Here is a 19,815-nt window from a genome sequence, read left to right on the forward strand (position 1 = left end):
GAATGTTTCAGGGCAGGGCGGACGCCCGCGGAGGCTGATGGTAGAGGCGGGCGCCGCGCCCGCATGTAGCGAACAACAGCCGGGAAACCTTGTTGTTCAAGGCTGGCGGCCGGTTCAATGCAAGGTCGGGTTCGACGCCACCAGGCGCAGGCCGACATTGACGATCAGCACATGCTGGCCGAGCATGACGACGCTGCCGCTGCGGCGGTTGTCCCCGGTGTCGCTGAAATCGAAGCCATAGACGCGGCGCAGCAGCAGGCGGCCGTCGTCGTCGCGGGCCAGCCTGAGGCTGGCGATGGCGACGGTGTCGTCGAGCAGTTGCAGGCCTTCGGCGGCACAGGCGGCTTTCGCCGCAGCGATGCCGATGCCGCGCACCTGGATGCTGTCGTACCAGAGCCAGGCCAGGGCAGCGAGGGCCGCCAGGCTGAGGATTTCAAATGTCGGCATGATCGGGCTGGTGCATACGTCGTCTTCGCGTGGGTTCGTGGCAGTGCGGCGCCGTGGCGCCAGCGGCAACTTTCCGGCTACTCGACCACCACGGTGCCCATCATGCCGCCGGCGGCATGGTCGAGGATATGGCAGTGGTACATCCATTCCCCCGGATTGTCGGCGACGAAGGCGACATCGACGGCCTGGCGCGGCGCCATGATCACGGTATCGCGCCATTCGCGGTGCGGCGTCGCGACGCCGTCGATGGCCAGCACGCGGAAAAAATGGCCATGCAGATGCATCGGGTGCGCGAAGTCGGTTTCGTTGATCATGTGCAGGATCACATGCTCGCCCTTGGCCAGATGCAGCAGCGGCTCGTGCATCAGCGCGTGCTCGTGCTGCGCGTTGTAGTTCATGGTCCAGGCCAGTCCCTGCTTGGCCATGATGTCCTGGATGCGCGCCGGCTTGCCGTCGACCATGCCGATCACCGGCGTGCCGCGCATGCCGCCCTGGAAGACGATGTAGTGGTCCGTGGCCTTGTCCAGGTTCGGCTCGGCGATGCGGTTCGGCGCCAGGGCGATCGGCGCCTTCAGCGGCGCGCTGCGCACCGCCGCCTGGCTCGAATAGGCCAGCGCGCCGAGCACGGTGGCGCCGGCCGGCGGGCGACCCAGGTCGCGCAGGGCGAAGCTCTGGCCGGGTTTTTCCATACAGTCGATGATCAGGTCGGCGCGCATGCCGGGCCCCAGCGGCAGGCCGTCGGCCGGGACGGGATGCGGTGTCACGCCCTGGCCGTCCCAGGCGATGATGCGCGCGGCATGGCCTTCGATGGCCAGGCGGAAAAACCGCGCCGAGGCGCCGTTGATCAGGCGCAGGCGCAGGCGTTCGCCGGCGCGCACCTCGATCTTGCGCTCGGCGCCGGCGACCAGGCCATTGACCAGCAACTGGCTGCCGAGCCGTCCCTGGTTGGCGATGTCGAGTATCCGGCCGTAATCCTCGACCTGCTGGCGCTGTTCGTCGAGCTTGATGTCGGAGAGCAGCCAGACCTCCTCGCGGTCCACCTGCGGCGGCCGCTCTTCCTCGACGATCAGCGCGCCGTACAGGCCGCGCGGCACCTGCTCGAAGCTGGACTGGTGCGGGTGGTACCAGTAGGTTCCGGAATCGCGCAGCTCGAAACGGTAGTCGAAGCGGCCGCCGACGGGGATGGGCAGTTGCGTCACGCTCGGCACGCCGTCCATGGCATTGGGCACGCGCACGCCATGCCAATGCACGGTGGTTTCCTGGGGCAGTTGATTGCTCAGCGCGAGATGGGCATGGTCGCCGCGGCGAAAGCGCAGCAAGGGGCCGGGAAACTGTTTGTTGTAGCTCCAGACGCGGGTCTGGCCGGTGCCGTCCGGATCGAGCGCCACCTTGAATTCGGCCGCGATCAGCTCGATGCGGCGCTCGCTGCGCGGGGCCGCGCGCAGCGGCAGCGCCAGCGCGGCGCCGAGGGCGGCGGTGGTCTGGAGAAACTGGCGGCGGCGCAATGGCATCGGTGGTTCTCCTGGGGATCAGGGCGCGGACTGCTGATAGAGGCGGGTCACCTGGTCGGCCAGTTCCAGCACGGCGTCGCCGCCTTCGGCCAGGATCAGCCGGAAGGATTCGGCGCCTTCGGTGGCCAGCGCCGTGCGCAGCCATTCCCATTGCAGCGCGAGGTTCTCGATTTCGCCGCGGGTCGCGGCACTGTTGTCGGCGCGTTGCTGCATGGCGGTCAGCGCACCGGAAAACTCGTTCTGCACCGATTCCATCTCGTCGCGCAGGCGGGCATTGTCGACGCCCCACTGGCGCAGCATGTAGGTCTTCACCAGGCGCTGCGAGAGCATGCGCTGGCGGCCGGCCAGATTGACCCAGCGGCTGACCGGTGCGCTGCTCTGGTCCTGCAGTGCGCGCGTCAGCCGTTCCGCCGCCATCAGCACGTCTTCGGCGCGGGCGTCGATCAGTTCGGCATCGGCCTGGCGGATCACGCCGAGCGCCGTCGTGCGCAGCGGCGACCAGGCGGCGCGCAGGCCGGCCAGCGCGGTGCGCGCCGGCGGGCTGGCCGCCACGGGATCGAGCGCCTTCAGGTTGTCCTCGAAGCGGCGGATGGCTTCATCGAGCTGGCGCTTGGACAGCGCCGGCTGCACGTTGAGGCCGATCTGGCACCAGGATTTGACGATGCGCTGCGACAGCATGCGCTGCTGGCCGGCAAGATTGATGGCATCGGCGTCGGTCGCCTGCGCCAGCTGCGCCGCGCAGCCCAGCGCCAGGATCAGCCAGAGACGGAGTAAGGCTTGCAACATTGTCTGCTTCTCCTAGAACGCCGGCACGCCCATCGCCTGCAATGCGCGATTGAGCTGGACAAAGGCCTTTTCCATGGCCGCCACGGCTTCCGTGTGATTGTTGGTGCGTGCCTGGCCGGCGGCTTCCTCCTTGAGGCGGCCGGCTTCCTGAACGAAGTCATCGACCATGCGGCGCTTGTCGCCTGCGGCGCGTCCCTCCGCGATCATCATGCCGACCAGGATTTCGTTGGACTGGAAGCGCTTCTGTTCATATACATACTCGTCGGCCGGCGAATTGAACTTGAGGGACATCGTCACCACCTCGCCGGCGCGCAGGCGCGAGATTTCCTCCACTTCGAGCTTGTAGGCTTCGGCCATCTTCCGGTTGGCGTCGCCCAATCGCCCGGCCGCGGCCAGCTTGCTCCCTTCGTCGGCCAGCGCATCGACGCGCTGCAGTGCCAACTGCGCGGCCGCGCTGACGGACGGCTTGTTGCCCAGATCGACCAGCGAGGCGCGGTAGGTCGCCACCTGCTCGCCCATGTCCTGCAGGCGCTGCTTCTGCACGCTGTCGGCAAGCCCCCCGGCATTGCGGCTATTGGCCCTGGAGACGTTGCGCAAGGCCTCGTCGAGCGCCTTTGCGGCGTCGGCGTGGCGTTGTGCCGTGAGCGCCTCCCGGGCTTCCTTGAGCAAGCCCCGGCTGCGTTCGATCAGCGCCGCCTTCTCGCCATCTCCGCTGGCGGCTGCTGCCTGCGCGGCCGGCGATGCGACCAGCATTTCGACCAGCTTGAGCTTCTGCTCCGCGAGCCGTCGCTGCTGATCCGGGTCGGGCGCCGTCTGCGCCGCGGCCGGCAGGGCCAGCAGGCAGGATGCCAGAATCAGTCCGCCGATCGATCGTCGCATCACTTTCCTGTCTCTCCCCGTATCCCGATGGCTTCGTCGGCATTTTGCCAGCAATTCGCCGCGCCACAGAAAGTTGGCGCTGGCGGCACGGCGAGGCGCTGGATGGGACCGCTTGTTGCGGCGAAACATCGGCTAAGCTCGGCCGATGAGAATTCCCGCCGCCTTGATCCGCCTGCTGCTGGCCGCCGTGCTGCTCGCCGCCCTGGGCGCGGCCGCGGCGAGCCGTTTCAATGGCGTGGACATCGGCCATACGCGGAGTTACGCGCAGGACTTCCGCCTCACCGACCACGACGGGCGCCCACGCCGCCTGGCGGATTTTCGCGGCAAGGCCGTGGTGCTGTTCTTCGGCTACCTGCAATGCCCCAACTATTGCCCCCTGACGCTGCAGCGCATGGCGCAAACCATGCGCTTGCTGGGCGCGGATGCCACAAGGGTGCAGGTGCTGTTCGTCACCCTCGACCCGCAGCGCGATGTTCCGGCGGCGCTCAGGGAATACGTCACGGCTTTTGATCCGGCTTTCCTCGGTCTCTACGACACGCCCGCGGCCACTCCCGAGCTGGCGCTCGGCTTCCGCATCTATTACCGCAAGGTGGCAGGCGCCACGGCGAACAGCTATTACATCGACCATGCCGTGTTCAGCTATGCCTACGACCCGGGCGGCAGGCTGCGCCTGCTGCTGCGGGACACGCTCTCCGCCGCGGAGATCGCGGCCGACCTGCGCCGCCTGTTGCGGGAACCCTGAGCGCGCCGGCGCCCGGCTACTTGTATTTGCCGAAAACGGTCTTTGCGTCCTGATGCGCGCGATCCAGGTTGCGCATCGATGGATCGTCGTCGTGCCCGACGAAGAAGTCGTCCGCCTGGGCGCGCATCACCATGCCGATCGCGGCTTCGTCGGCGACGGCATATTTCTCGGTGATCAGCGTGGTGACCTCGTCGAGGTATTCCTCGTAAGTCATGTTCGTACTGCCGCTCATCGGGTGTTTCTTTCGCGCACGATCGGCGGCACATATTTGACCGAAAAGCGCCAGCCCTCCGGCGTATCGCGCAGCAACAGGGTCTTCGAGCTGGCACCGGGCTCGAAGACGGGTTCCGATCCCGGCAGTTCCACGGCGCCGATGCCCTTGATCACGCATGCGCCCGGGATCACCGTGAACACCGATTCGGCCGCGACAATGGCGAAATGGCCTTCCTTCGATTCCGAACAGGTCAGCCCCCGCGGCACCGAATGCGGATCCTGACGCCAGGCATCGCGCATGGCGTCGAGACCCCTGACCAAATCCGCCGTGACGGTGATCGCGAGAACCACTTCGCGAGACTTTGCATGACTCATTGCGTGTTCCTTCTGGTGTCGGTAGGGCGGACTGTAGGGCGGATGTAGGGCGGATGTAGGGCGGATGTAGGGCGGATGTAGGGCGGACTTCAGTCCGCCATCGTATTCTGGCCGACTGAAGTCGGCCCTACAAGGGCATCCACCGCCTCGCCCGGCCGAAGCCGGCCCAAACTTGGCCGCAGCAATTGCGAAGCGGCGCGCTAAGTGACCAGATATTCGACCAGAACACCCGAGGTCCGCCGCAGCCGGCGCGATAGCAGCCGTGCCAGGTAGAACATGAAGCGATAGGCGAGATAGGGGTGTTCCGTCGTCATCCGCTCGAGACCTTCATGACTGAGGGTCAGCAGTTCGCAATCCGATTCCGCCACGCAGGTAGCCGAGCGCCGCTCCCGGTCGAGCAAGGCCATCTCGCCGATGATGCGGCCCTCTCTTTCGTAACAGAGCAGGCGGCCGGCATCGTCGCCACCCTTGCTGATGGCAATGCGCCCGCGCACGAGGATGAGCATGTAGCTGCCGGGATCGCCTTCATGAAAAATGACCTCGCCCTTGCTCGACCTCATGGACATCAAATGGGGGCTGATGGTTTCCAGTTCCCGATAGGAGAATTCCTTGAAGAACTCCAGGCCATCGAGCAGGTCGGCAATCCTGTTGGTCATGATCGGCTAGCCTCGTTCAGGTGACGATGCCGGTATTGTACTTGGGACCGATCGGCGACTCGTTATCCCGCGGCCAGCAATCGTTCGGCATTCAGCCTGGCCTTGACGCGCGCCTGCTGTTCCGCCCGGTTGATGGTGGTGACGGTCTTGCCGAATTCATCGCGCTGGCTGCTGCTTTTCTTGGTGGCCTCGATCGACTTGATGCAGCGCCACCTCTTGCCGCCCTTGGTTTCGATCTGGCGCATTTCGGCACGGGGATGATGCCGGGTGCAGTGATAGCAGTAAATGGTCTCGGTAGAGGGCATGGCAGAGTCTCGAATGTGAAGGTTTGAAAAAGTGACAATGTCGGGATATTGGCTAGCGCATAGAGGCCGTCGAATCGCGGTCAGCCGTGGCCATCGGGCGGCTTGCGCAGGATGTCGACGCGCAGCGGGTTGCGGAAATCGGCGCCGGTGGCCGTCAGATGCGTCTCGAATTTTCTGCGGACGGCAGCGTGCAGTTCCGGCGCGAGCCGGTGGTCGGTATGGGTGACCCGGATGACCCGTTCCTCGAACTGCGCGAAGCTGTCGAAGTGGCCCGGGGTGGCGAAGAAGCGCTGCCCGACGAGCATCAAGCGAGCGTCGTCGACGGCCCGGCGGACGGCGCCAAAGGCGGCTTCGCGAACCTCCTTCTCGTCGTGGAACAGGCGCAGGATTTCGTTGAATTCTCCGGCATACACCGGCTCGGAAATCCAGGCCAGGCCGCCCGGCTTCAGAACTCTGCGAATCTCGCTGAGCGCGCGATCCATCTTGCTGGTCGGCACATGGTGCAGCGACTTGAACATCATGACGATGTCGAACGAGCAATCTGCCGCCGGAATCTCCTCCGCGGCCCCCTGGCGAAAACTGACGTTCGGCAGGTCGGTAATGCGCAAGTTCAGGGCATGCTGTATCGCATCCACTTCCAGTGCCACGATGGCGGCGACCTTCTGCGCAATGGCGCGGGTCTTCTCGGCCTTGCCGCAACCGAGTTCAAGCACTTGCGCATGCTCCAGCGGCAGTTCGGCGGCGATCAGTTCGTACTCGTCGCAAAGCAGCTCGGCACTGGGGTCGGAAATTTTCATGGTTGAGCGTGTCAGGAAAAAGTTGGGAGAGCTTGGATAAGGGTTTGATGGAGGATGCTTCGGCGCAAACGCGCAGGAAAGAGTTGGCGCTGGCGCCACGGCGGTCCTGCAACGATGCAGGCTTCGAACGCTAAGCCTTCTTCACGAACTCCGATTTCAGCTGCATCGCGCCGATGCCGTCGATCTTGCAGTCGATGTCGTGATCGCCTTCGACCAAGCGGATGTTCTTGACCTTGGTGCCGACCTTGACCACCGACGACGAGCCCTTGATCTTGAGATCCTTGATCACGGTCACGGTGTCGCCGTCCTGCAGCACGTTGCCGTTGGAGTCCTTGACGACGCGCTTCTCGTCGCCGCCGGCCGCAGCCAGCTTGGGCCATTCGTGGGCGCATTCCGGGCAGACGTAGTTCTCGCCGTCTTCGTAGGTGAATTCCGAACTGCATTGCGGACATTGGGGCAGGGTGCTCATGGCTTGCTTCCTCTCTTCGCGAGCGTATCTCAGTAAAGCAAAAAGCCAACCCCGAGGGATTGGCTAAGTGCTTGTATTTATGGCTCCTCGACCTGGGCTCGAACCAGGGACCTACGGATTAACAGTCCGGCGCTCTACCAACTGAGCTATCGAGGAACATTCAAGAGGCGCGGATTATAGCCGCGCCCGTTTTTGCTCGCAATAGCTTTGTTACTTCTTCAGCACCGTGGCGATGGCCTTGGCGACGTAGTCGATGTTGCGCGTGTTGAGCGCGGCGACGCAGATGCGGCCGGTGCTGACGGCGTAGATGCCGAATTCGGCGCGCAGCCTTTCGACCTGTTCGGCGGTCAGTCCGGTGTAGCTGAACATGCCGCGCTGCACCTTGATGAACTCGAAACCGGTGGCGCCGGCCGCGCTGAGCTTGTCCACTAGACTGTTGCGCATGGTACGGATGCGCTCGCGCATGCCGGCCAGCTCGTCTTCCCATTGCTGGCGCAGTTCCGGGCTGGAGAGCACGGCAGCGACGACGGCGCCGCCATGGGTCGGCGGGTTGGAATAGTTGGTGCGGATCACGCGCTTGACCTGCGAGAGTACGCGCGCCGATTCGTCCTTGCCGGCGGTGACGATGGTCAGCGCGCCGACGCGCTCGCCGTAGAGCGAGAAGGACTTGCTGAAGCTGCTGGAAACCACGAACTGCAGGCCGGAGGCGGCGAACAGGTCGAGCGCGATGGCGTCGGGCTTGATGCCGTCGGCGAAGCCCTGATAAGCCATGTCGATGAAGGCGACCAGATCGCGCGCCTTGACTGCTTCGACCACTTCGGCCCACTGCGAGGCGCTCAGATCGGCGCCTGTGGGGTTGTGGCAGCAGGCGTGCAGCACGACGACGGACTTGGCCGGCATCGCCGCCAGCGCGGCCTTCATGCCGGCAAAATCGACGCCGCGCGTGGCCGCGTCGTAGTAGGCGTAGTTTTCGACCGTGAAGCCGGCGGATTCGAACAGCGCGCGGTGGTTTTCCCAGCTCGGGTCGCTGATATAGACCTTGGCGTCGGGCAGCAGGCGCTTCAGGTAGTCGGCGCCGACCTTCAGCGCGCCGGTACCGCCGAGGCATTCGCAGGTGATGGCGCGGCCGGCGGCGAGCAGTGCGGAATCCTTGCCGAAGAGCAGGCCCTGCACCGCGTTGTTGTAAGCGGGAATGCCCTCGATCGGCTGGTAGCCGCGTGCCGGCTGGGTTTCCAGGCGGGCCTTCTCGGCGGTCTTGACCGCGGCCAGCAGCGGGATCTTGCCGTCGTCGCCGAAATAGACGCCGACGCCGAGGTTCACCTTGTTCGGGTTGGTGTCGGCATTGAAGGCTTCGTTGAGGCCCAGGATGGGGTCGCGGGGGGCCATTTCGACGGCGGCGAAGATAGAACTCATGAATGCTCCGGATGCGGGAAAATTGGAAAGTTGGCGCTGGCGCTACGGCGAATTTCTGCTGCCGTGCGAAGCGCGCAATAATACCCGATCGGCGCAGCGCTTTCGATCAGGTTTTTCCCGGGTTTCCATAAGTAAATAAACAGGTTATGGCTGAAATTCATGAGTTGAAGGGGCGCGTGGTCGAGTTTCCGGGCAGCCCCTGGCGTTTGCACCAGCCCTTCCCGCCGGCGGGCGACCAGCCCGAGGCGATCCGCCTGCTGACCGAGGGCCTCAACGACGGCCTGTCCTTCCAGACCCTGCTCGGCGTCACGGGTTCGGGCAAGACCTACACCATGGCCAACGTCATCGCCCGGCTGGGCCGGCCGGCACTGGTGCTGGCGCCGAACAAGACGCTGGCGGCGCAGTTGTATTCGGAGTTCCGCGAGTTCTTTCCGGAGAACGCGGTCGAGTACTTTGTTTCCTATTACGACTACTACCAGCCCGAGGCCTACGTGCCCTCGCGCGACCTGTTTATCGAGAAGGATTCGTCGATCAACGAGCACATCGAGCAGATGCGTTTGTCGGCGACCAAGAGCCTGCTGGAGCGGCGCGACGTGGTGATCGTGTGCACTGTGTCGGCGATCTACGGCATCGGCGATCCGGTCGATTACCACAGCATGATCCTGCACCTGCGGGTCGGCGAGAAGATCGGCCAGCGCGAGATCATCCGGCGGCTCACCGAGATGCAGTACGAGCGCAACGAGATGGACTTCAAGCGCGGCGTGTATCGCGTGCGCGGCGACGTGATCGACGTCTTTCCGGCGGAGAACGCCGAGAGCGCAGTGCGCATCACGCTGTTCGACGACGAGCTGGAATCGCTGACGCTGTTCGATCCGCTGACCGGCCACACGCGGCAGAAGCTGGGCCGCTTCACGGTCTTTCCGTCCAGCCATTACGTGACGCCGCGCGCGACGGTGCTCAAAGCGGTCGAGGCGATCAAGGAGGAACTGCGCCAGCGCATCGAGTTCTTCCAGGCCAACCAGAAACTGGTCGAATGCCAGCGCATCGAACAGCGCACCCGCTTCGACCTCGAAATGCTGGATCAATTGGGCTTTTGCAAGGGCATCGAGAACTACTCGCGGCACCTCTCCGGGCGCCAGGCCGGCGAGCCGCCGCCGACGCTCTACGACTATCTGCCCAATGACGCGATCATGTTCGTCGACGAATCGCATGTGACCGTCCCGCAGGTCGGCGGCATGTACAAGGGCGACCGCTCGCGCAAGGAAAACCTGGTCGACTACGGCTTTCGCCTGCCGTCGGCGCTGGACAACCGGCCGCTGAAGTTCGAGGAATTCGAGCGCCTGATGCCGCAGACGGTGTTCGTCTCGGCGACGCCGGCCGACTACGAGGAAAAGCATCAGGGCCAGGTGGTCGAGCAGCTGGTGCGGCCGACCGGGCTGGTCGATCCGGTGGTCGAGGTGCGCCCGGCCAGCACCCAGGTCGACGACCTGCTCAGCGAATGCAAGAAGCGCATCGCCGCCGGCGAGCGGGTGCTGGTGACGACGCTGACCAAGCGCCTGGCCGAGCAACTCACCGAGTACATGGGTGACAACGGGATCAAGGTCAGATATCTGCATTCCGACATCGACACCGTCGAGCGCGTCGAGATCATCCGCGACCTGCGCCTGGGCGAGTTCGACGTGCTGGTCGGCATCAACCTCTTGCGTGAGGGCCTGGACATTCCCGAGGTGTCGCTGGTGGCGATCCTCGATGCCGACAAGGAAGGCTTCCTGCGTTCGACGCGCTCGCTGATCCAGACCATGGGCCGCGCCGCGCGCCACCTCAACGGCACCGCGGTGCTCTATGCCGATCGGATCACCGACTCGATGCAGCGCGCGATGGGCGAAACCGCACGGCGCCGGGCCAAGCAACTGGCGCACAACGAGGCCGAGGGCATCACGCCGGTCGGTGTCAGGAAGCGCATCAAGGACATGATCGACGGCGTGTACGATGCCGACACGGCGGTGCGCGATCTCAAGGCGGCGCAGGAGGCGGCGCGCTACGAGGTGATGAGCGAAAAGGATCTGGCGCGCGAGATCCGCAGACTGGAGAAGGCCATGCAGGAACACGCGAAGAACCTGGAATTCGAGGAAGCCGCGGCGGCGCGCGACGAATTGTTCCGTATCCAGCGCCTGGCCTTCGGCGGCGAGGCGCACGATGCGCCCGGAGACGCCGCCTGATGCTGCACAAGATACTGTTCGTCTGCACCGGCAATATCTGTCGTTCGCCGACCGCGGAAGGCGTGGCGCGCGGCCTGGCGGTAGAACAGGGTGTGGCGCAGCTGTTCGAATTCGATTCGGCCGGCACCCATGGCTACCATGTCGGCGAGCCGCCCGATCCGCGCAGCATCGCCGCGGCGCGGCGTCGCGGCTACGATCTGGCGTCTCTGCGCGCACGCCGTGTGACGGAGTTCGATTTCATTCGCTTCGACCGCGTGCTGGCAATGGGCCCCGACCATCTGGCAGCGTTGCTGCGCGCCTGTCCGCCGCAGCACCGGAACAAGCTGGGACTGATGCTCGATTTCAGCGAACGCTTCGACCTGACCGAGGTGCCCGATCCCTACTACGGCGGCGCCGAGGGCTTCGAGCATGTGCTCGACCTGGTGGAGGATGCGGCAAGCCAATTGATCCGCCAGTTCGCCGCCAGGTGAACGCAACAACGGGCGCCCGAGGGCGCCCGTTGAACAGGCCTTGTAGGGCCGACTTCAGTCGGCCAGGGGCGGATGGCGTTGTAGGGCCGACTTCAGTCGGCCAGCGGTGGATGGCGGTGTAGGGCCGGTTTCAACCGGCCAGGGTGGATGGCGGACTGAAGTCCGCCCTACAGCCCGCCCGGTCCGCCCTCCAGCCCACACCCCACCTTGAAAACGCCTCAGTCGTGCTTGGTTTCCACCAGTTGCAGCGGCTCGTTGGGGATCACCGGCGCCGCCTTCGGCTTGCGGCCAAGAGGCTGTGTCGGGGCGAAGGTGTTCGCGACCGGTGCCGCATGGCTGGTTTCGATCATCACCAGGCCGACCTGCTGCAGGGATTCCTTGACATCGACCGGGGCGGGCTGCGGTGCCGGCGGCACGATGATCGGATCGGCAGCCGCCACGGGCTCAGGGGCCGCCGCGGCTTGCGGTGCGGCTTCCACGATGGGCTGCGGCGCTGGCGCCACAGGTGCCGGCGCGGTGACAGGTGCCACCGGTGCGACAGGCTCCGCCACGACGGCAGCCACCGACATCTCGACTTCAGGCGCGGCAGGCGCCGCGGCTTCGGCCGGGACTTCGGCTGCAACAACTGGCGTCGCGACCTGCTCCTGGACTGCTGTGGGGACCGCTTCGGCTATCGGAGCCCTTACCGGCTCGATTGCTGCCGCAGGCATAGCCACGGCGATGCCGGCTTCGTCGGTGACGGGCGCGGTGGCCTGAACGGCAACGAATCCTTCAGCTGCGGCTTCCGTCGTGCTGCCTTCCTCGCTGCGCCCACGGCCACGACCGCGGCCGCGACTGCGGCGTCCGCTGCGGGCTTCGCCTTCCTGGCCGGCGCCTTCGTTGCCGGGAGTTGGCGCTGGCGACACGCCATTCTGGGCGGCCTCGCCACGCGGCGGACGCGGTTCGCGCGGCTCGCGTGGCGGACGCGGTTCGCGGACTTCCTTCGGCTCCCGGGCTTCCCTGGGTTCGCGGGCCTCCTTGGGTTCCCTCGGCTCGCGTGGCTCACGCGGCTCGCGCGGTTTGCGGTTGCCCGTTTCGCCTTGGGTCTCGTCGCGCTTGCCTTGCGGGCGCGGAGTCTGCTCGCCGCGTTCCTTGCGCTCGCCGCCTTCGCGGTTGTCGCGACCGTCGCGACGACCATTGCGATCGCGGCCGCCACGGCCACCTTCGCGATTGCCATCGCGATTGCGGTCGCGCGAGCCTTCACGGCGCGGCGGCCGGTCGGCCTTGGCTTCGGCAGGTGCCGGTGCCGCGGGCGTCGCGCCGCCGGTGAAGAAGGACACCAGCTTGCTGAAGAAACCGGCTTCGCGGGCCGCCACGGGCTGGGCGACGGGCGCAACGGCCTTCGGCTCGACGATCGGCGCCGGCTGGTCGGGCGTGATGCCCTTGACCGCGGCTTCGATCTTGACCGGCTTGGCTTCGGCGTTGGCCGAGGGCGGCTGATAGGCTTCCTCGATCGGCTTTTCCGCCATCTGGTAGCTGGCGAGGACGACGCCCTCGGCATTCAGCTGATCGTGGCGCAGGCGGACGATTTCATGGGCCGGCGTCTCCAGGTGGCGGTTGGGCACGATCACCAGATTGACGCGGTGGCGCATCTCGATGCGCGAGATGTCGACGCGCTTTTCGTTGAGCAGGAAGGTGGCGACATCCACCGGGACCTGGCAATGCAGGGCGCCGGTGTTTTCCTTCATCGATTCCTCTTCGAGGATGCGCAGGATGTGCAGCGCGGCCGATTCGGTGCTGCGGATGTGGCCGGTGCCGGTGCAGCGCGGGCAGGTGATGTAGCTGGTTTCGGCAAGCGCCGGACGCAGGCGCTGGCGCGACAGTTCGAGCAGGCCGAAGCGGCTGATCTTGCCGGTCTGGACCCGGGCGCGGTCGAAGTGCAGGGCGTCGCGCAGGCGGTTCTCGACTTCACGCTGGTTCTTGGTCGATTCCATGTCGATGAAGTCGATCACGATCAGGCCGCCGAGGTCGCGCAGGCGCAACTGGCGGGCGATTTCGTCGGCGGCTTCGCAGTTGGTGCGCAGCGCCGTTTCCTCGATGTCGCTGCCTTTGGTGGCGCGGCCCGAGTTGACGTCGACCGAGACCAGGGCTTCGGTATGGTCGATGACGATGGCGCCGCCCGAAGGCAGCGTGACCTGGCGCGAGTAGGCCGATTCGATCTGATGTTCGATCTGGAAGCGCGAGAACAGCGGCACGTCGTCGTGGTAGCGCTTGACGCGATTCACGGTGCCCGGCATCACGTGCGCCATGAACTGCTGCGCCTGTTCGAAGATGTCGTCGGTGTCGATCAGGATCTCGCCGATTTCGGAGTGGAAGTAGTCGCGGATGGCGCGGATCACCAGGCTGGATTCCTGGTAGATCAGGAAGGCGCCGCTCTGGGCCTTGGCCGCGCCGTCGATGGCGGTCCACAGTTGCAGCAGGTAGTTCAAGTCCCACTGCAGTTCTTCGAGGCTGCGGCCGATGCCGGCGGTGCGGGCGATCAGGCTGGTGCCGCTGGGAACCACGAGCTGGTCCATGATTTCGCGCAATTCCTGGCGGTCGTCGCCCTCGACACGGCGCGAAACGCCGCCGCCACGGGGATTGTTCGGCATCAGCACCAGGTAGCGGCCGGCCAGCGAGACATAGGTGGTCAGCGCCGCGCCCTTGTTGCCGCGCTCGTCCTTTTCGACCTGGACGATGAGTTCCTGGCCGTTGCTGAGCACGTCCTGGATGCGCGCCTTGCCGGCGTCGACGCCGGGCTTGAAATAGGTGCGGGAAATTTCCTTGAACGGCAGGAAGCCGTGACGTTCGGCGCCATAGTCCACGAAGGCGGCTTCGAGGCTGGGCTCGATGCGCGTGATGACGGCCTTGTAGATGTTGCTCTTGCGCTGCTCTTTGTTGGCTGATTCGATGTCGAGGTCAATCAGCTTCTGACCATCGACGATCGCGACGCGGAGTTCCTCAGCCTGCGTCGCATTGAAAAGCATGCGTTTCATGTGTGCTCCCGCGCGCATTCACTGCAGGAGGGCACGACAAGTCGCACACCGCGGGCGTCAGGATGCGGGCGGTGTGACTCGGGTTTGCGGTTGGTTTGGCAGTTTCATGGTGCCTAAGGTTTAGCGTGGCAAACGGGGTTGATGACTTGTCTTCGGTAAGGCGGGCGCTGACTAGCAGTCAGCGTCCGGCAATCTGTGCCCAAATCTGTGCGTGTGTAGCGCGCAATCTAGTAGTATCGCTCTTTCGGGCGAGCGAAACACCCTGAGGTCAGCTGGTCGCGTTACCGGTCGGAGTTGTGAGTTCCGGCGGTTGTTTCCTGTTGCTTTCGCGCCCTTGTCGCCGCTATGCACTTGATCGCTGACAAGCGACGCTGCACTGACGGCAACAACCCCCCGGGAGCCGTGCCACCGACGCCACTTCGGGCCGCCGGGCACACCGTCACGGGACGGCTAACCAAGCGAGCAGTATATTGCAAATGAAGGACTTAAGCAAAGATTCGGTTACGTGGCTTGAGGTCGGCGAGGAGGCCGAAGGCCAGCGTATCGACAATTTTCTGCTGCGTATCGCCAAAGGCGTACCGAAGAGCCATATCTATCGCATCGTGCACAGCGGCGAAGTACGGGTGAACAAGGGCAGGGTGCCGGCGGAATACCGGCTCAAGATCGGCGACCGCTTGCGCGTGCCGCCCATGCGAACCGCCGAGCGGCCGTCGCAAGCCGCTGTTCCGGCACGCGATTTTGAAATTGCCTACGAGGATGAGGCGCTCATCGTGATCGACAAGCCGGCCGGCGTCGCGGTCCATGGCGGCAGCGGCGTGTCCTTCGGTGTGATCGAACAGCTGCGCCGGGCCCGGCCGCAGGCGAAGTTTCTCGAACTGGCCCACCGGCTCGACCGCGACACTTCGGGCCTGCTGGTGGTGGCCAAGAAGCGCGCCGCGCTGACCAGGCTGCATGACATGTTCCGCGACGGTGCAATAGCCAAACGCTATCTGGCCCTGGTCAAGGGGCGCTGGCGCAACGAACTGCAGCATGTGCGCCTGCCTTTGCTCAAGTATCTGACGGCCGAGGGCGAGCGGCGGGTCAGCGTGAATCCCGAGGGCAAGGCCGCGCATTCGATCATGCGGCTGGTCGCCCGCTGGGAGAACTTCAGTCTGGTCGAGGTCGAACTCAAGACCGGGCGTACCCACCAGATCCGGGTGCACCTCGCGCATCTGGGCTTTCCGATCGCCGGCGACGACAAATACGGCGATTTTTCCCTGAACAAGACCTTGCAGAAAACCGGGCTCGGCCGCATGTTCCTGCATGCCGCCAAGTTGGCACTGCCGCATCCACTTTCGGGTGCGCCGGTGGAACTCGCAGCGCCCCTGCCGGACGAATTGCGCAGCTTCACCGAAAAACTCGACAAGAACGAAACCAGGACTTATGGCCAAACGTTTTGAACTGATCGTCTTCGACTGGGACGGTACCCTGATGGATTCCACCGGCGCCATCGTTGCCAGCATCCAGGCTGCGGCGCGGGATCTCGACATTCCTCCGCCCAGCGACGAACGCGCCAGCCACATCATCGGGCTGGGACTGATCGACGCCTTGCGCCACGCCCTGCCGGATTTGCCGACGGAACGCTACCAGGCGGTCGCGGAGCGTTATCGGCATCACTATCTGGCGCAGGATCAGGATCTGCTGCTGTTCGATGGCGCAGTGGAGCTGATCGACGAACTGACCGCGGCAGGACACATGCTTGCGGTTGCCACGGGCAAGACGCGCAAGGGGCTGGATCGGGCTTTCGAGGTCAGCGGGCTGGGTCCGCGTTTCCAGGCCTCGCGCTGCGCCGACGAATGCCATTCGAAGCCGCATCCGCAGATGCTGGAGGAATTGATGGCCGAATTCGGCGTCGAGCCGGAGGCCACCCTGATGATCGGCGACACCACGCACGATCTGCTGATGGCGAGGAATGCGGGGGTTGCGGCGCTCGGCGTGGCCTATGGTGCGCATCCGCGTGAAAGCCTGGAGGCGGAAACCCCACTTTACTGTGCGGCCAATGTGGCCGAACTGGCGGCGTGGCTGCGACAGCAGGCCTGAACCGGCGCCTGATCTGCGACAGCGATGCACTGGTCGACGGCGGCCATGGCCTGCGCTTCACGGTCGATCGATCGGGGATTGCGGAGCCGGCTTTCGCCGTGCGCTATCGCGGGCAGGTCCACGCATTTCTGAACCGTTGCGGCCATATTCCGGTCGAACTGGACTGGCAGCAAGGAGAGTTCTTCGATCATTCAGGCTTATACTTGATTTGCGCCACGCATGGCGCGCTCTACGCCCCGGATTCCGGGCATTGCATGGGCGGACGCTGCAATGGCAAAGGGCTGGTCGCCTTGTCGGTGCTTGAGGACGGGGGGCAAATATTCTTGATTGAGGAAGGCAGGCAAAGTGTCGGATAGCAATGATCAGCAGTGGGAACGCAAGGTGCTGGAAAAACTGGCCATGGAGGCGCTCGCCGAGCAGCGTCGCGGTCGCCGTTGGGGTATCTTTTTCAAATTGCTCGGCTTTGGCTACCTGGTGGTCATTCTTGGTCTGGCACTGGAATGGGGACAAACCGAGAAGTTCGCCGATGGCGCCAAGTTCACGGCACTGGTCGATCTGAACGGGGTCATCAAGGCCAAGGGCGATGCCAACGCCGAGAATATCATCACCGCCCTGCAGGCGGCTTTCGACGACAAGCATACTGTCGGCGTGATCCTGCGCATCAACAGCCCGGGCGGCAGCCCGGTCCAGTCCGGGATCATCAACGACGAAATGCGCCGCCTGCGTGCCGCGCATCCGGAGATTCCCCTGCATGTCGTGGTCGAGGACGTCTGCGCCTCAGGCGGCTACTACGTGGCGGCGGCGGCCGACAAGATCTTCGTGGACAAGGCCAGCATCGTCGGCTCGATCGGTGTGCTGATGGATGGCTTCGGTTTTACCGGCACCATGGAAAAGCTCGGTGTCGAGCGCCGCCTGCTGACCGCCGGCGAGAGCAAGGGTTTTCTCGATCCTTTCTCGCCGCAAAACGAAAGTCACAAGGATCATGCCAAGCAGATGCTGGGTGAAATTCACCAGCAGTTCATCGATGTGGTCAGAAAAGGCCGCGGCAAGCGCCTCAAGGAAACCCCCGAGATGTTCTCCGGCCTCATGTGGAGCGGCGCCAAGAGCATCGAACTCGGGCTGGCCGATGGTTACGGCACGGTCGACAGCGTTGCACGCGATGTGTTCAAGGCCAGCGAAATACGCGATTTCAGCGTCAAGCAGAACTTCGCCGAGAAATTCGCCAAGCAGTTCGGCGCCGACATGGCCGAGGGCATGGCGAACGTGATGACGCGCGTCACGTTACGCTGACGGCACTGACCCCCATGTCCTTCAACAGGCGTTCCTGGGCGCTCATGCGGGGGCGTTTGGTCGGCTTGATGCGGTATTCGCCGCTGCTGTCCATTTCCCAGGCCTGACAGTTGTCGGCCAGGTAGGGCTTGAGCCCTTCCTTGAGCACGCGCTGCTTGAGCTTGGGCTCCAGCACCGGAAAACAGATCTCGATGCGGCGAAAGAAATTTCGCTCCATCCAGTCGGCGCTGGACAGGTAGATATTCTGCTGGCCGCCAGCGTGGAAATAGAAAATCCGGTGATGTTCGAGGAAACGCCCGATCACCGAACGCACACGGATGTTCTCGGACAGGCCTTTGACGCCGGGACGCAGCGAACAGACGCCGCGCACGATCAGATCGACCTTGACGCCGGCCTGGCCGGCTTCGTACAGGGCCGTAATGATTTCCGGTTCAAGCAGGGAGTTCATCTTGGCGATGATGCGCGCCGACTTGCCGGCGCGGGCGGCCTCGATCTCGGCCTGAATCGCGCCCAGCATTTTCGAGTGGAGCGAGAAAGGGGCCTGCCACAAGTGCTTCAGTGCGCCGGCCTTGCCCAGGCCGGTTAGCTGCTTGAACACCTCATTGACATCCTCGCCGATTTCCGGATTGGACGTGAGCAGGCCGAAATCCGTGTAGAAGCGCGTGGTGCGCGGGTGGTAGTTGCCGGTGCCGAGATGGATGTAGCGGCGATAGCCGTGATCCTCGCGGCGCAAGACCATCAGCATCTTGGCGTGGGTCTTGTAGCCGACCACGCCGTACACCACATGGGCGCCGACTTCCTCCAGGCGGGCGGCGATCGACAGATTCGCCTCCTCGTCGAAACGCGCCATCAGCTCCACCACCACCGTCACTTCCTTGCCCTTTTCCGCGGCGCGCAGCAGATGCTCCATCAGCACCGAGTCGGTGCCGGTGCGATACACGGTCATCTTGATCGCCACCACCAGCGGGTCGTCCGCAGCCTGCTGCAGCAGCTGGATCACCGGGGTGAAGGACTGGAACGGGTGATGCATCAGGATGTCATGCTTGCGGATGCTGGCGAAAATGTCGTAGCGCTTGGTCAGCACCTTGGGCAGGCCCGGCTGGAAGGGCGCATACATCAGGTCGGGGCGATCCACCCGGTCGGGTATAGACATCAGCCGCACCAGATTGACGATGCCCGGCACGCGATACAGGTCGCTGCGTTCCAGGCCGAACTGCTGCAGCAGAAAGTCGGTCATGATCTCCGAACAGTTGTCGGCCACTTCGAGGCGCACCGCATCGCCGAAGTGACGCTGCGGCAGTTCGCCCTGCAACGCGATGCGCAGGTTCTTGACTTCCTCGTCGTCGACGAACAGGTCGGAATTGCGCGTGACGCGAAACTGGTAGCAGCCGAGCACGTGCATGCCGGTGAACAACTCATCGACATATTCATGGAGCACCGAGGAAAGGAACACAAAACCGTAATCGACGCCGCAAAGTTCCTTCGGCAGCCGGATTACCCGCGGCAAGGCTCGCGGCGCCTGGACGATGGCAGCGCCCGAACTGCGGCCGAAGGCGTCGGTGCCCTCCAGTTCGACGGCGAAGTTGAGGCTCTTGTTCAGCACGCGCGGGAAGGGATGCGAGGGATCGAGCCCGATCGGGGTCAGCACCGGCATGACTTCCTTGTGGAAGTAATCGCGGATCCAGGCGCGCTGTTCGTTGGTCCACAGGCTGCGGCGGAAAAACGCAATGCCTTCTTTTTCCAGCGCGGGAAGTATCTCGTCATTGAGCAGCGCGTACTGTTCGCCGATCAGTTGATGCGCCTGTTCCGTGACGCGGCGGAAGACCTCGAGCGGGGGCATGCCGTCGGCGCCCGCGGCATGGCTGCCGAGCTTGAGCTGTTCCTTGAGGCCGGCGACGCGGATTTCGAAAAATTCGTCGAGATTCGACGAGACGATGCACAGAAATCGCAGCCGCTCCAGCAGGGGCACCCGGTTGTCGGCCGCCTGGGCGATCACGCGTTGGTTGAAGGCGAGCAGGGACAGTTCGCGGTTGAGGAACTGCTCTGCGGGAAATCGACGCGGGGTCGGCATGGGGGCTTCCGGATAATTCGAAGCGGATAATTATGTGTCAGTTTTGTGACCGCAGGATGACAGGAGCCAAACTTTTGGC

At 64.4% G+C, this 19,815-nt stretch carries 20 protein-coding genes and 1 tRNA gene; 7 read left to right on the top strand and 14 right to left on the bottom strand.

Annotated elements, in window-relative coordinates:
* Positions 1 to 114: 114 nt before the first annotated feature.
* From RMO95_RS07770 to RMO95_RS07785, 4 genes are all read right to left on the bottom strand, one after another.
* Positions 115 to 447: a DUF3301 domain-containing protein gene (locus RMO95_RS07770; RefSeq protein WP_310450041.1), complete on the bottom strand. Its 333-nt coding sequence runs from the start codon at positions 445 to 447 to the stop codon at positions 115 to 117.
* A 77-nt stretch (positions 448 to 524) separates the two neighbouring features.
* The gene (locus RMO95_RS07775; RefSeq protein WP_310450042.1) at positions 525 to 1,958 is read right to left on the bottom strand and encodes a multicopper oxidase family protein; all 1,434 of its coding nucleotides are present in this window, start codon (positions 1,956 to 1,958) and stop codon (positions 525 to 527) included.
* A gap of 18 nt (positions 1,959 to 1,976) precedes the next feature.
* Positions 1,977 to 2,744 (bottom strand): type IV pili methyl-accepting chemotaxis transducer N-terminal domain-containing protein, encoded by a 768-nt coding sequence (locus tag RMO95_RS07780; protein WP_310450043.1) that lies wholly within the window; start codon positions 2,742 to 2,744, stop codon positions 1,977 to 1,979.
* Positions 2,745 to 2,756: 12 nt separating this feature from the next.
* Positions 2,757 to 3,623, bottom strand: a complete 867-nt coding sequence (locus RMO95_RS07785; protein WP_310450044.1) for a hypothetical protein — start codon at positions 3,621 to 3,623, stop codon at positions 2,757 to 2,759.
* 145 nt (positions 3,624 to 3,768) lie between these two features.
* Here RMO95_RS07785 and RMO95_RS07790 point away from each other — a divergent pair, with 145 nt between their 5' ends.
* Positions 3,769 to 4,365 (top strand): SCO family protein, encoded by a 597-nt coding sequence (locus tag RMO95_RS07790; RefSeq protein WP_310450045.1) that lies wholly within the window; start codon positions 3,769 to 3,771, stop codon positions 4,363 to 4,365.
* A 16-nt stretch (positions 4,366 to 4,381) separates the two neighbouring features.
* Here the strand turns inward: RMO95_RS07790 and RMO95_RS07795 are convergent, their stop codons facing one another.
* The 8 genes from RMO95_RS07795 to RMO95_RS07830 all read right to left on the bottom strand — a co-directional run bounded on the left by RMO95_RS07795 (position 4,382) and on the right by RMO95_RS07830 (position 8,593).
* Positions 4,382 to 4,597, bottom strand: a complete 216-nt coding sequence (locus RMO95_RS07795) for a hypothetical protein (RefSeq protein ID WP_310450046.1) — start codon at positions 4,595 to 4,597, stop codon at positions 4,382 to 4,384.
* Positions 4,594 to 4,953: a hypothetical protein gene (locus tag RMO95_RS07800; protein ID WP_310450047.1), complete on the bottom strand. Its 360-nt coding sequence runs from the start codon at positions 4,951 to 4,953 to the stop codon at positions 4,594 to 4,596. Before RMO95_RS07800 ends, RMO95_RS07795 begins: the two co-directional genes overlap by 4 nt.
* 200 nt (positions 4,954 to 5,153) lie before the next feature.
* Positions 5,154 to 5,609, bottom strand: coding sequence for a cyclic nucleotide-binding domain-containing protein (locus RMO95_RS07805; RefSeq protein WP_310450048.1), 456 nt, complete (start codon positions 5,607 to 5,609; stop codon positions 5,154 to 5,156).
* A gap of 62 nt (positions 5,610 to 5,671) precedes the next feature.
* Complete coding sequence (locus tag RMO95_RS07810) at positions 5,672 to 5,914, bottom strand: hypothetical protein (RefSeq protein ID WP_310450049.1); 243 nt, start codon at positions 5,912 to 5,914, stop codon at positions 5,672 to 5,674.
* A gap of 80 nt (positions 5,915 to 5,994) precedes the next feature.
* On the bottom strand, positions 5,995 to 6,711 hold the full coding sequence (locus RMO95_RS07815; protein ID WP_310450050.1) for a class I SAM-dependent methyltransferase: 717 nt from the start codon (positions 6,709 to 6,711) through the stop codon (positions 5,995 to 5,997).
* A gap of 130 nt (positions 6,712 to 6,841) precedes the next feature.
* Positions 6,842 to 7,180 (bottom strand): zinc ribbon domain-containing protein YjdM, encoded by a 339-nt coding sequence (locus RMO95_RS07820; RefSeq protein ID WP_310450051.1) that lies wholly within the window; start codon positions 7,178 to 7,180, stop codon positions 6,842 to 6,844.
* 80 nt (positions 7,181 to 7,260) lie between these two features.
* Positions 7,261 to 7,336: transfer RNA gene (locus tag RMO95_RS07825), tRNA-Asn, on the bottom strand.
* Positions 7,337 to 7,390: 54 nt separating this feature from the next.
* Positions 7,391 to 8,593 (bottom strand): amino acid aminotransferase, encoded by a 1,203-nt coding sequence (locus tag RMO95_RS07830; protein ID WP_310450052.1) that lies wholly within the window; start codon positions 8,591 to 8,593, stop codon positions 7,391 to 7,393.
* Between the two features lie 146 nt (positions 8,594 to 8,739).
* Here RMO95_RS07830 and uvrB point away from each other — a divergent pair, with 146 nt between their 5' ends.
* Together uvrB and RMO95_RS07840 are read left to right on the top strand one after the other, a co-directional pair.
* A complete protein-coding gene (gene uvrB / locus RMO95_RS07835; protein WP_310450053.1) occupies positions 8,740 to 10,812 on the top strand; it encodes an excinuclease ABC subunit UvrB in 2,073 nt (690 codons plus the stop codon).
* Positions 10,812 to 11,282, top strand: coding sequence for a low molecular weight protein-tyrosine-phosphatase (locus tag RMO95_RS07840; protein WP_310450054.1), 471 nt, complete (start codon positions 10,812 to 10,814; stop codon positions 11,280 to 11,282). Before uvrB ends, RMO95_RS07840 begins: the two co-directional genes overlap by 1 nt.
* Before the next feature lie 218 nt (positions 11,283 to 11,500).
* Here the strand turns inward: RMO95_RS07840 and RMO95_RS07845 are convergent, their stop codons facing one another.
* Complete coding sequence (locus RMO95_RS07845) at positions 11,501 to 14,296, bottom strand: Rne/Rng family ribonuclease (RefSeq protein WP_310450055.1); 2,796 nt, start codon at positions 14,294 to 14,296, stop codon at positions 11,501 to 11,503.
* 476 nt (positions 14,297 to 14,772) lie between these two features.
* On the opposite strand from RMO95_RS07845, the gene RMO95_RS07850 reads away from it, so the two are divergent.
* From RMO95_RS07850 to RMO95_RS07865, 4 genes are read left to right on the top strand one after another with little or no spacing between them, the layout of a single operon-like run.
* On the top strand, positions 14,773 to 15,735 hold the full coding sequence (locus tag RMO95_RS07850) for an RluA family pseudouridine synthase (protein WP_310450056.1): 963 nt from the start codon (positions 14,773 to 14,775) through the stop codon (positions 15,733 to 15,735).
* A complete protein-coding gene (locus RMO95_RS07855) occupies positions 15,719 to 16,375 on the top strand; it encodes an HAD-IA family hydrolase (protein WP_310450057.1) in 657 nt (218 codons plus the stop codon). Before RMO95_RS07850 ends, RMO95_RS07855 begins: the two co-directional genes overlap by 17 nt.
* Positions 16,354 to 16,731, top strand: coding sequence for a Rieske (2Fe-2S) protein (locus RMO95_RS07860; RefSeq protein ID WP_310450058.1), 378 nt, complete (start codon positions 16,354 to 16,356; stop codon positions 16,729 to 16,731). The genes RMO95_RS07855 and RMO95_RS07860 overlap by 22 nt, the downstream gene beginning before the upstream one ends.
* Before the next feature lie 43 nt (positions 16,732 to 16,774).
* Positions 16,775 to 17,665 carry a S49 family peptidase gene (locus tag RMO95_RS07865; RefSeq protein ID WP_310450148.1) on the top strand — a complete coding sequence of 297 codons (891 nt, stop codon included), beginning with the start codon at positions 16,775 to 16,777 and terminating at the stop codon, positions 17,663 to 17,665.
* Here RMO95_RS07865 and ppk1 read toward each other — a convergent pair.
* Positions 17,652 to 19,736 (bottom strand): polyphosphate kinase 1, encoded by a 2,085-nt coding sequence (gene ppk1 / locus RMO95_RS07870; protein ID WP_310450059.1) that lies wholly within the window; start codon positions 19,734 to 19,736, stop codon positions 17,652 to 17,654. The genes RMO95_RS07865 and ppk1 overlap by 14 nt on opposite strands.
* Positions 19,737 to 19,815: the final 79 nt, after the last annotated feature.

Source organism: Sulfuritalea sp. (assembly GCF_031426875.1).
Classification (GTDB): domain Bacteria; phylum Pseudomonadota; class Gammaproteobacteria; order Burkholderiales; family Rhodocyclaceae; genus Sulfuritalea.

Bases quoted from the DNA above. Each gene is read 5' to 3' on its own strand.
- RMO95_RS07770 (WP_310450041.1), bottom strand. From the start codon at position 447: ATGCCGACATTTGAAATCCTCAGCCTGGCGGCCCTCGCTGCCCTGGCC.
- RMO95_RS07775 (WP_310450042.1), bottom strand. From the start codon at position 1,958: ATGCCATTGCGCCGCCGCCAGTTTCTCCAGACCACCGCCGCCCTCGGC.
- RMO95_RS07780 (WP_310450043.1), bottom strand. From the start codon at position 2,744: ATGTTGCAAGCCTTACTCCGTCTCTGGCTGATCCTGGCGCTGGGCTGC.
- RMO95_RS07785 (WP_310450044.1), bottom strand. From the start codon at position 3,623: ATGCGACGATCGATCGGCGGACTGATTCTGGCATCCTGCCTGCTGGCC.
- RMO95_RS07790 (WP_310450045.1), top strand. From the start codon at position 3,769: ATGAGAATTCCCGCCGCCTTGATCCGCCTGCTGCTGGCCGCCGTGCTG.
- RMO95_RS07795 (WP_310450046.1), bottom strand. From the start codon at position 4,597: ATGAGCGGCAGTACGAACATGACTTACGAGGAATACCTCGACGAGGTC.
- RMO95_RS07800 (WP_310450047.1), bottom strand. From the start codon at position 4,953: ATGAGTCATGCAAAGTCTCGCGAAGTGGTTCTCGCGATCACCGTCACG.
- RMO95_RS07805 (WP_310450048.1), bottom strand. From the start codon at position 5,609: ATGACCAACAGGATTGCCGACCTGCTCGATGGCCTGGAGTTCTTCAAG.
- RMO95_RS07810 (WP_310450049.1), bottom strand. From the start codon at position 5,914: ATGCCCTCTACCGAGACCATTTACTGCTATCACTGCACCCGGCATCAT.
- RMO95_RS07815 (WP_310450050.1), bottom strand. From the start codon at position 6,711: ATGAAAATTTCCGACCCCAGTGCCGAGCTGCTTTGCGACGAGTACGAA.
- RMO95_RS07820 (WP_310450051.1), bottom strand. From the start codon at position 7,180: ATGAGCACCCTGCCCCAATGTCCGCAATGCAGTTCGGAATTCACCTAC.
- RMO95_RS07830 (WP_310450052.1), bottom strand. From the start codon at position 8,593: ATGAGTTCTATCTTCGCCGCCGTCGAAATGGCCCCCCGCGACCCCATC.
- uvrB (WP_310450053.1), top strand. From the start codon at position 8,740: ATGGCTGAAATTCATGAGTTGAAGGGGCGCGTGGTCGAGTTTCCGGGC.
- RMO95_RS07840 (WP_310450054.1), top strand. From the start codon at position 10,812: ATGCTGCACAAGATACTGTTCGTCTGCACCGGCAATATCTGTCGTTCG.
- RMO95_RS07845 (WP_310450055.1), bottom strand. From the start codon at position 14,296: ATGAAACGCATGCTTTTCAATGCGACGCAGGCTGAGGAACTCCGCGTC.
- RMO95_RS07850 (WP_310450056.1), top strand. From the start codon at position 14,773: ATGAAGGACTTAAGCAAAGATTCGGTTACGTGGCTTGAGGTCGGCGAG.
- RMO95_RS07855 (WP_310450057.1), top strand. From the start codon at position 15,719: ATGGCCAAACGTTTTGAACTGATCGTCTTCGACTGGGACGGTACCCTG.
- RMO95_RS07865 (WP_310450148.1), top strand. From the start codon at position 16,775: ATGGAGGCGCTCGCCGAGCAGCGTCGCGGTCGCCGTTGGGGTATCTTT.
- ppk1 (WP_310450059.1), bottom strand. From the start codon at position 19,736: ATGCCGACCCCGCGTCGATTTCCCGCAGAGCAGTTCCTCAACCGCGAA.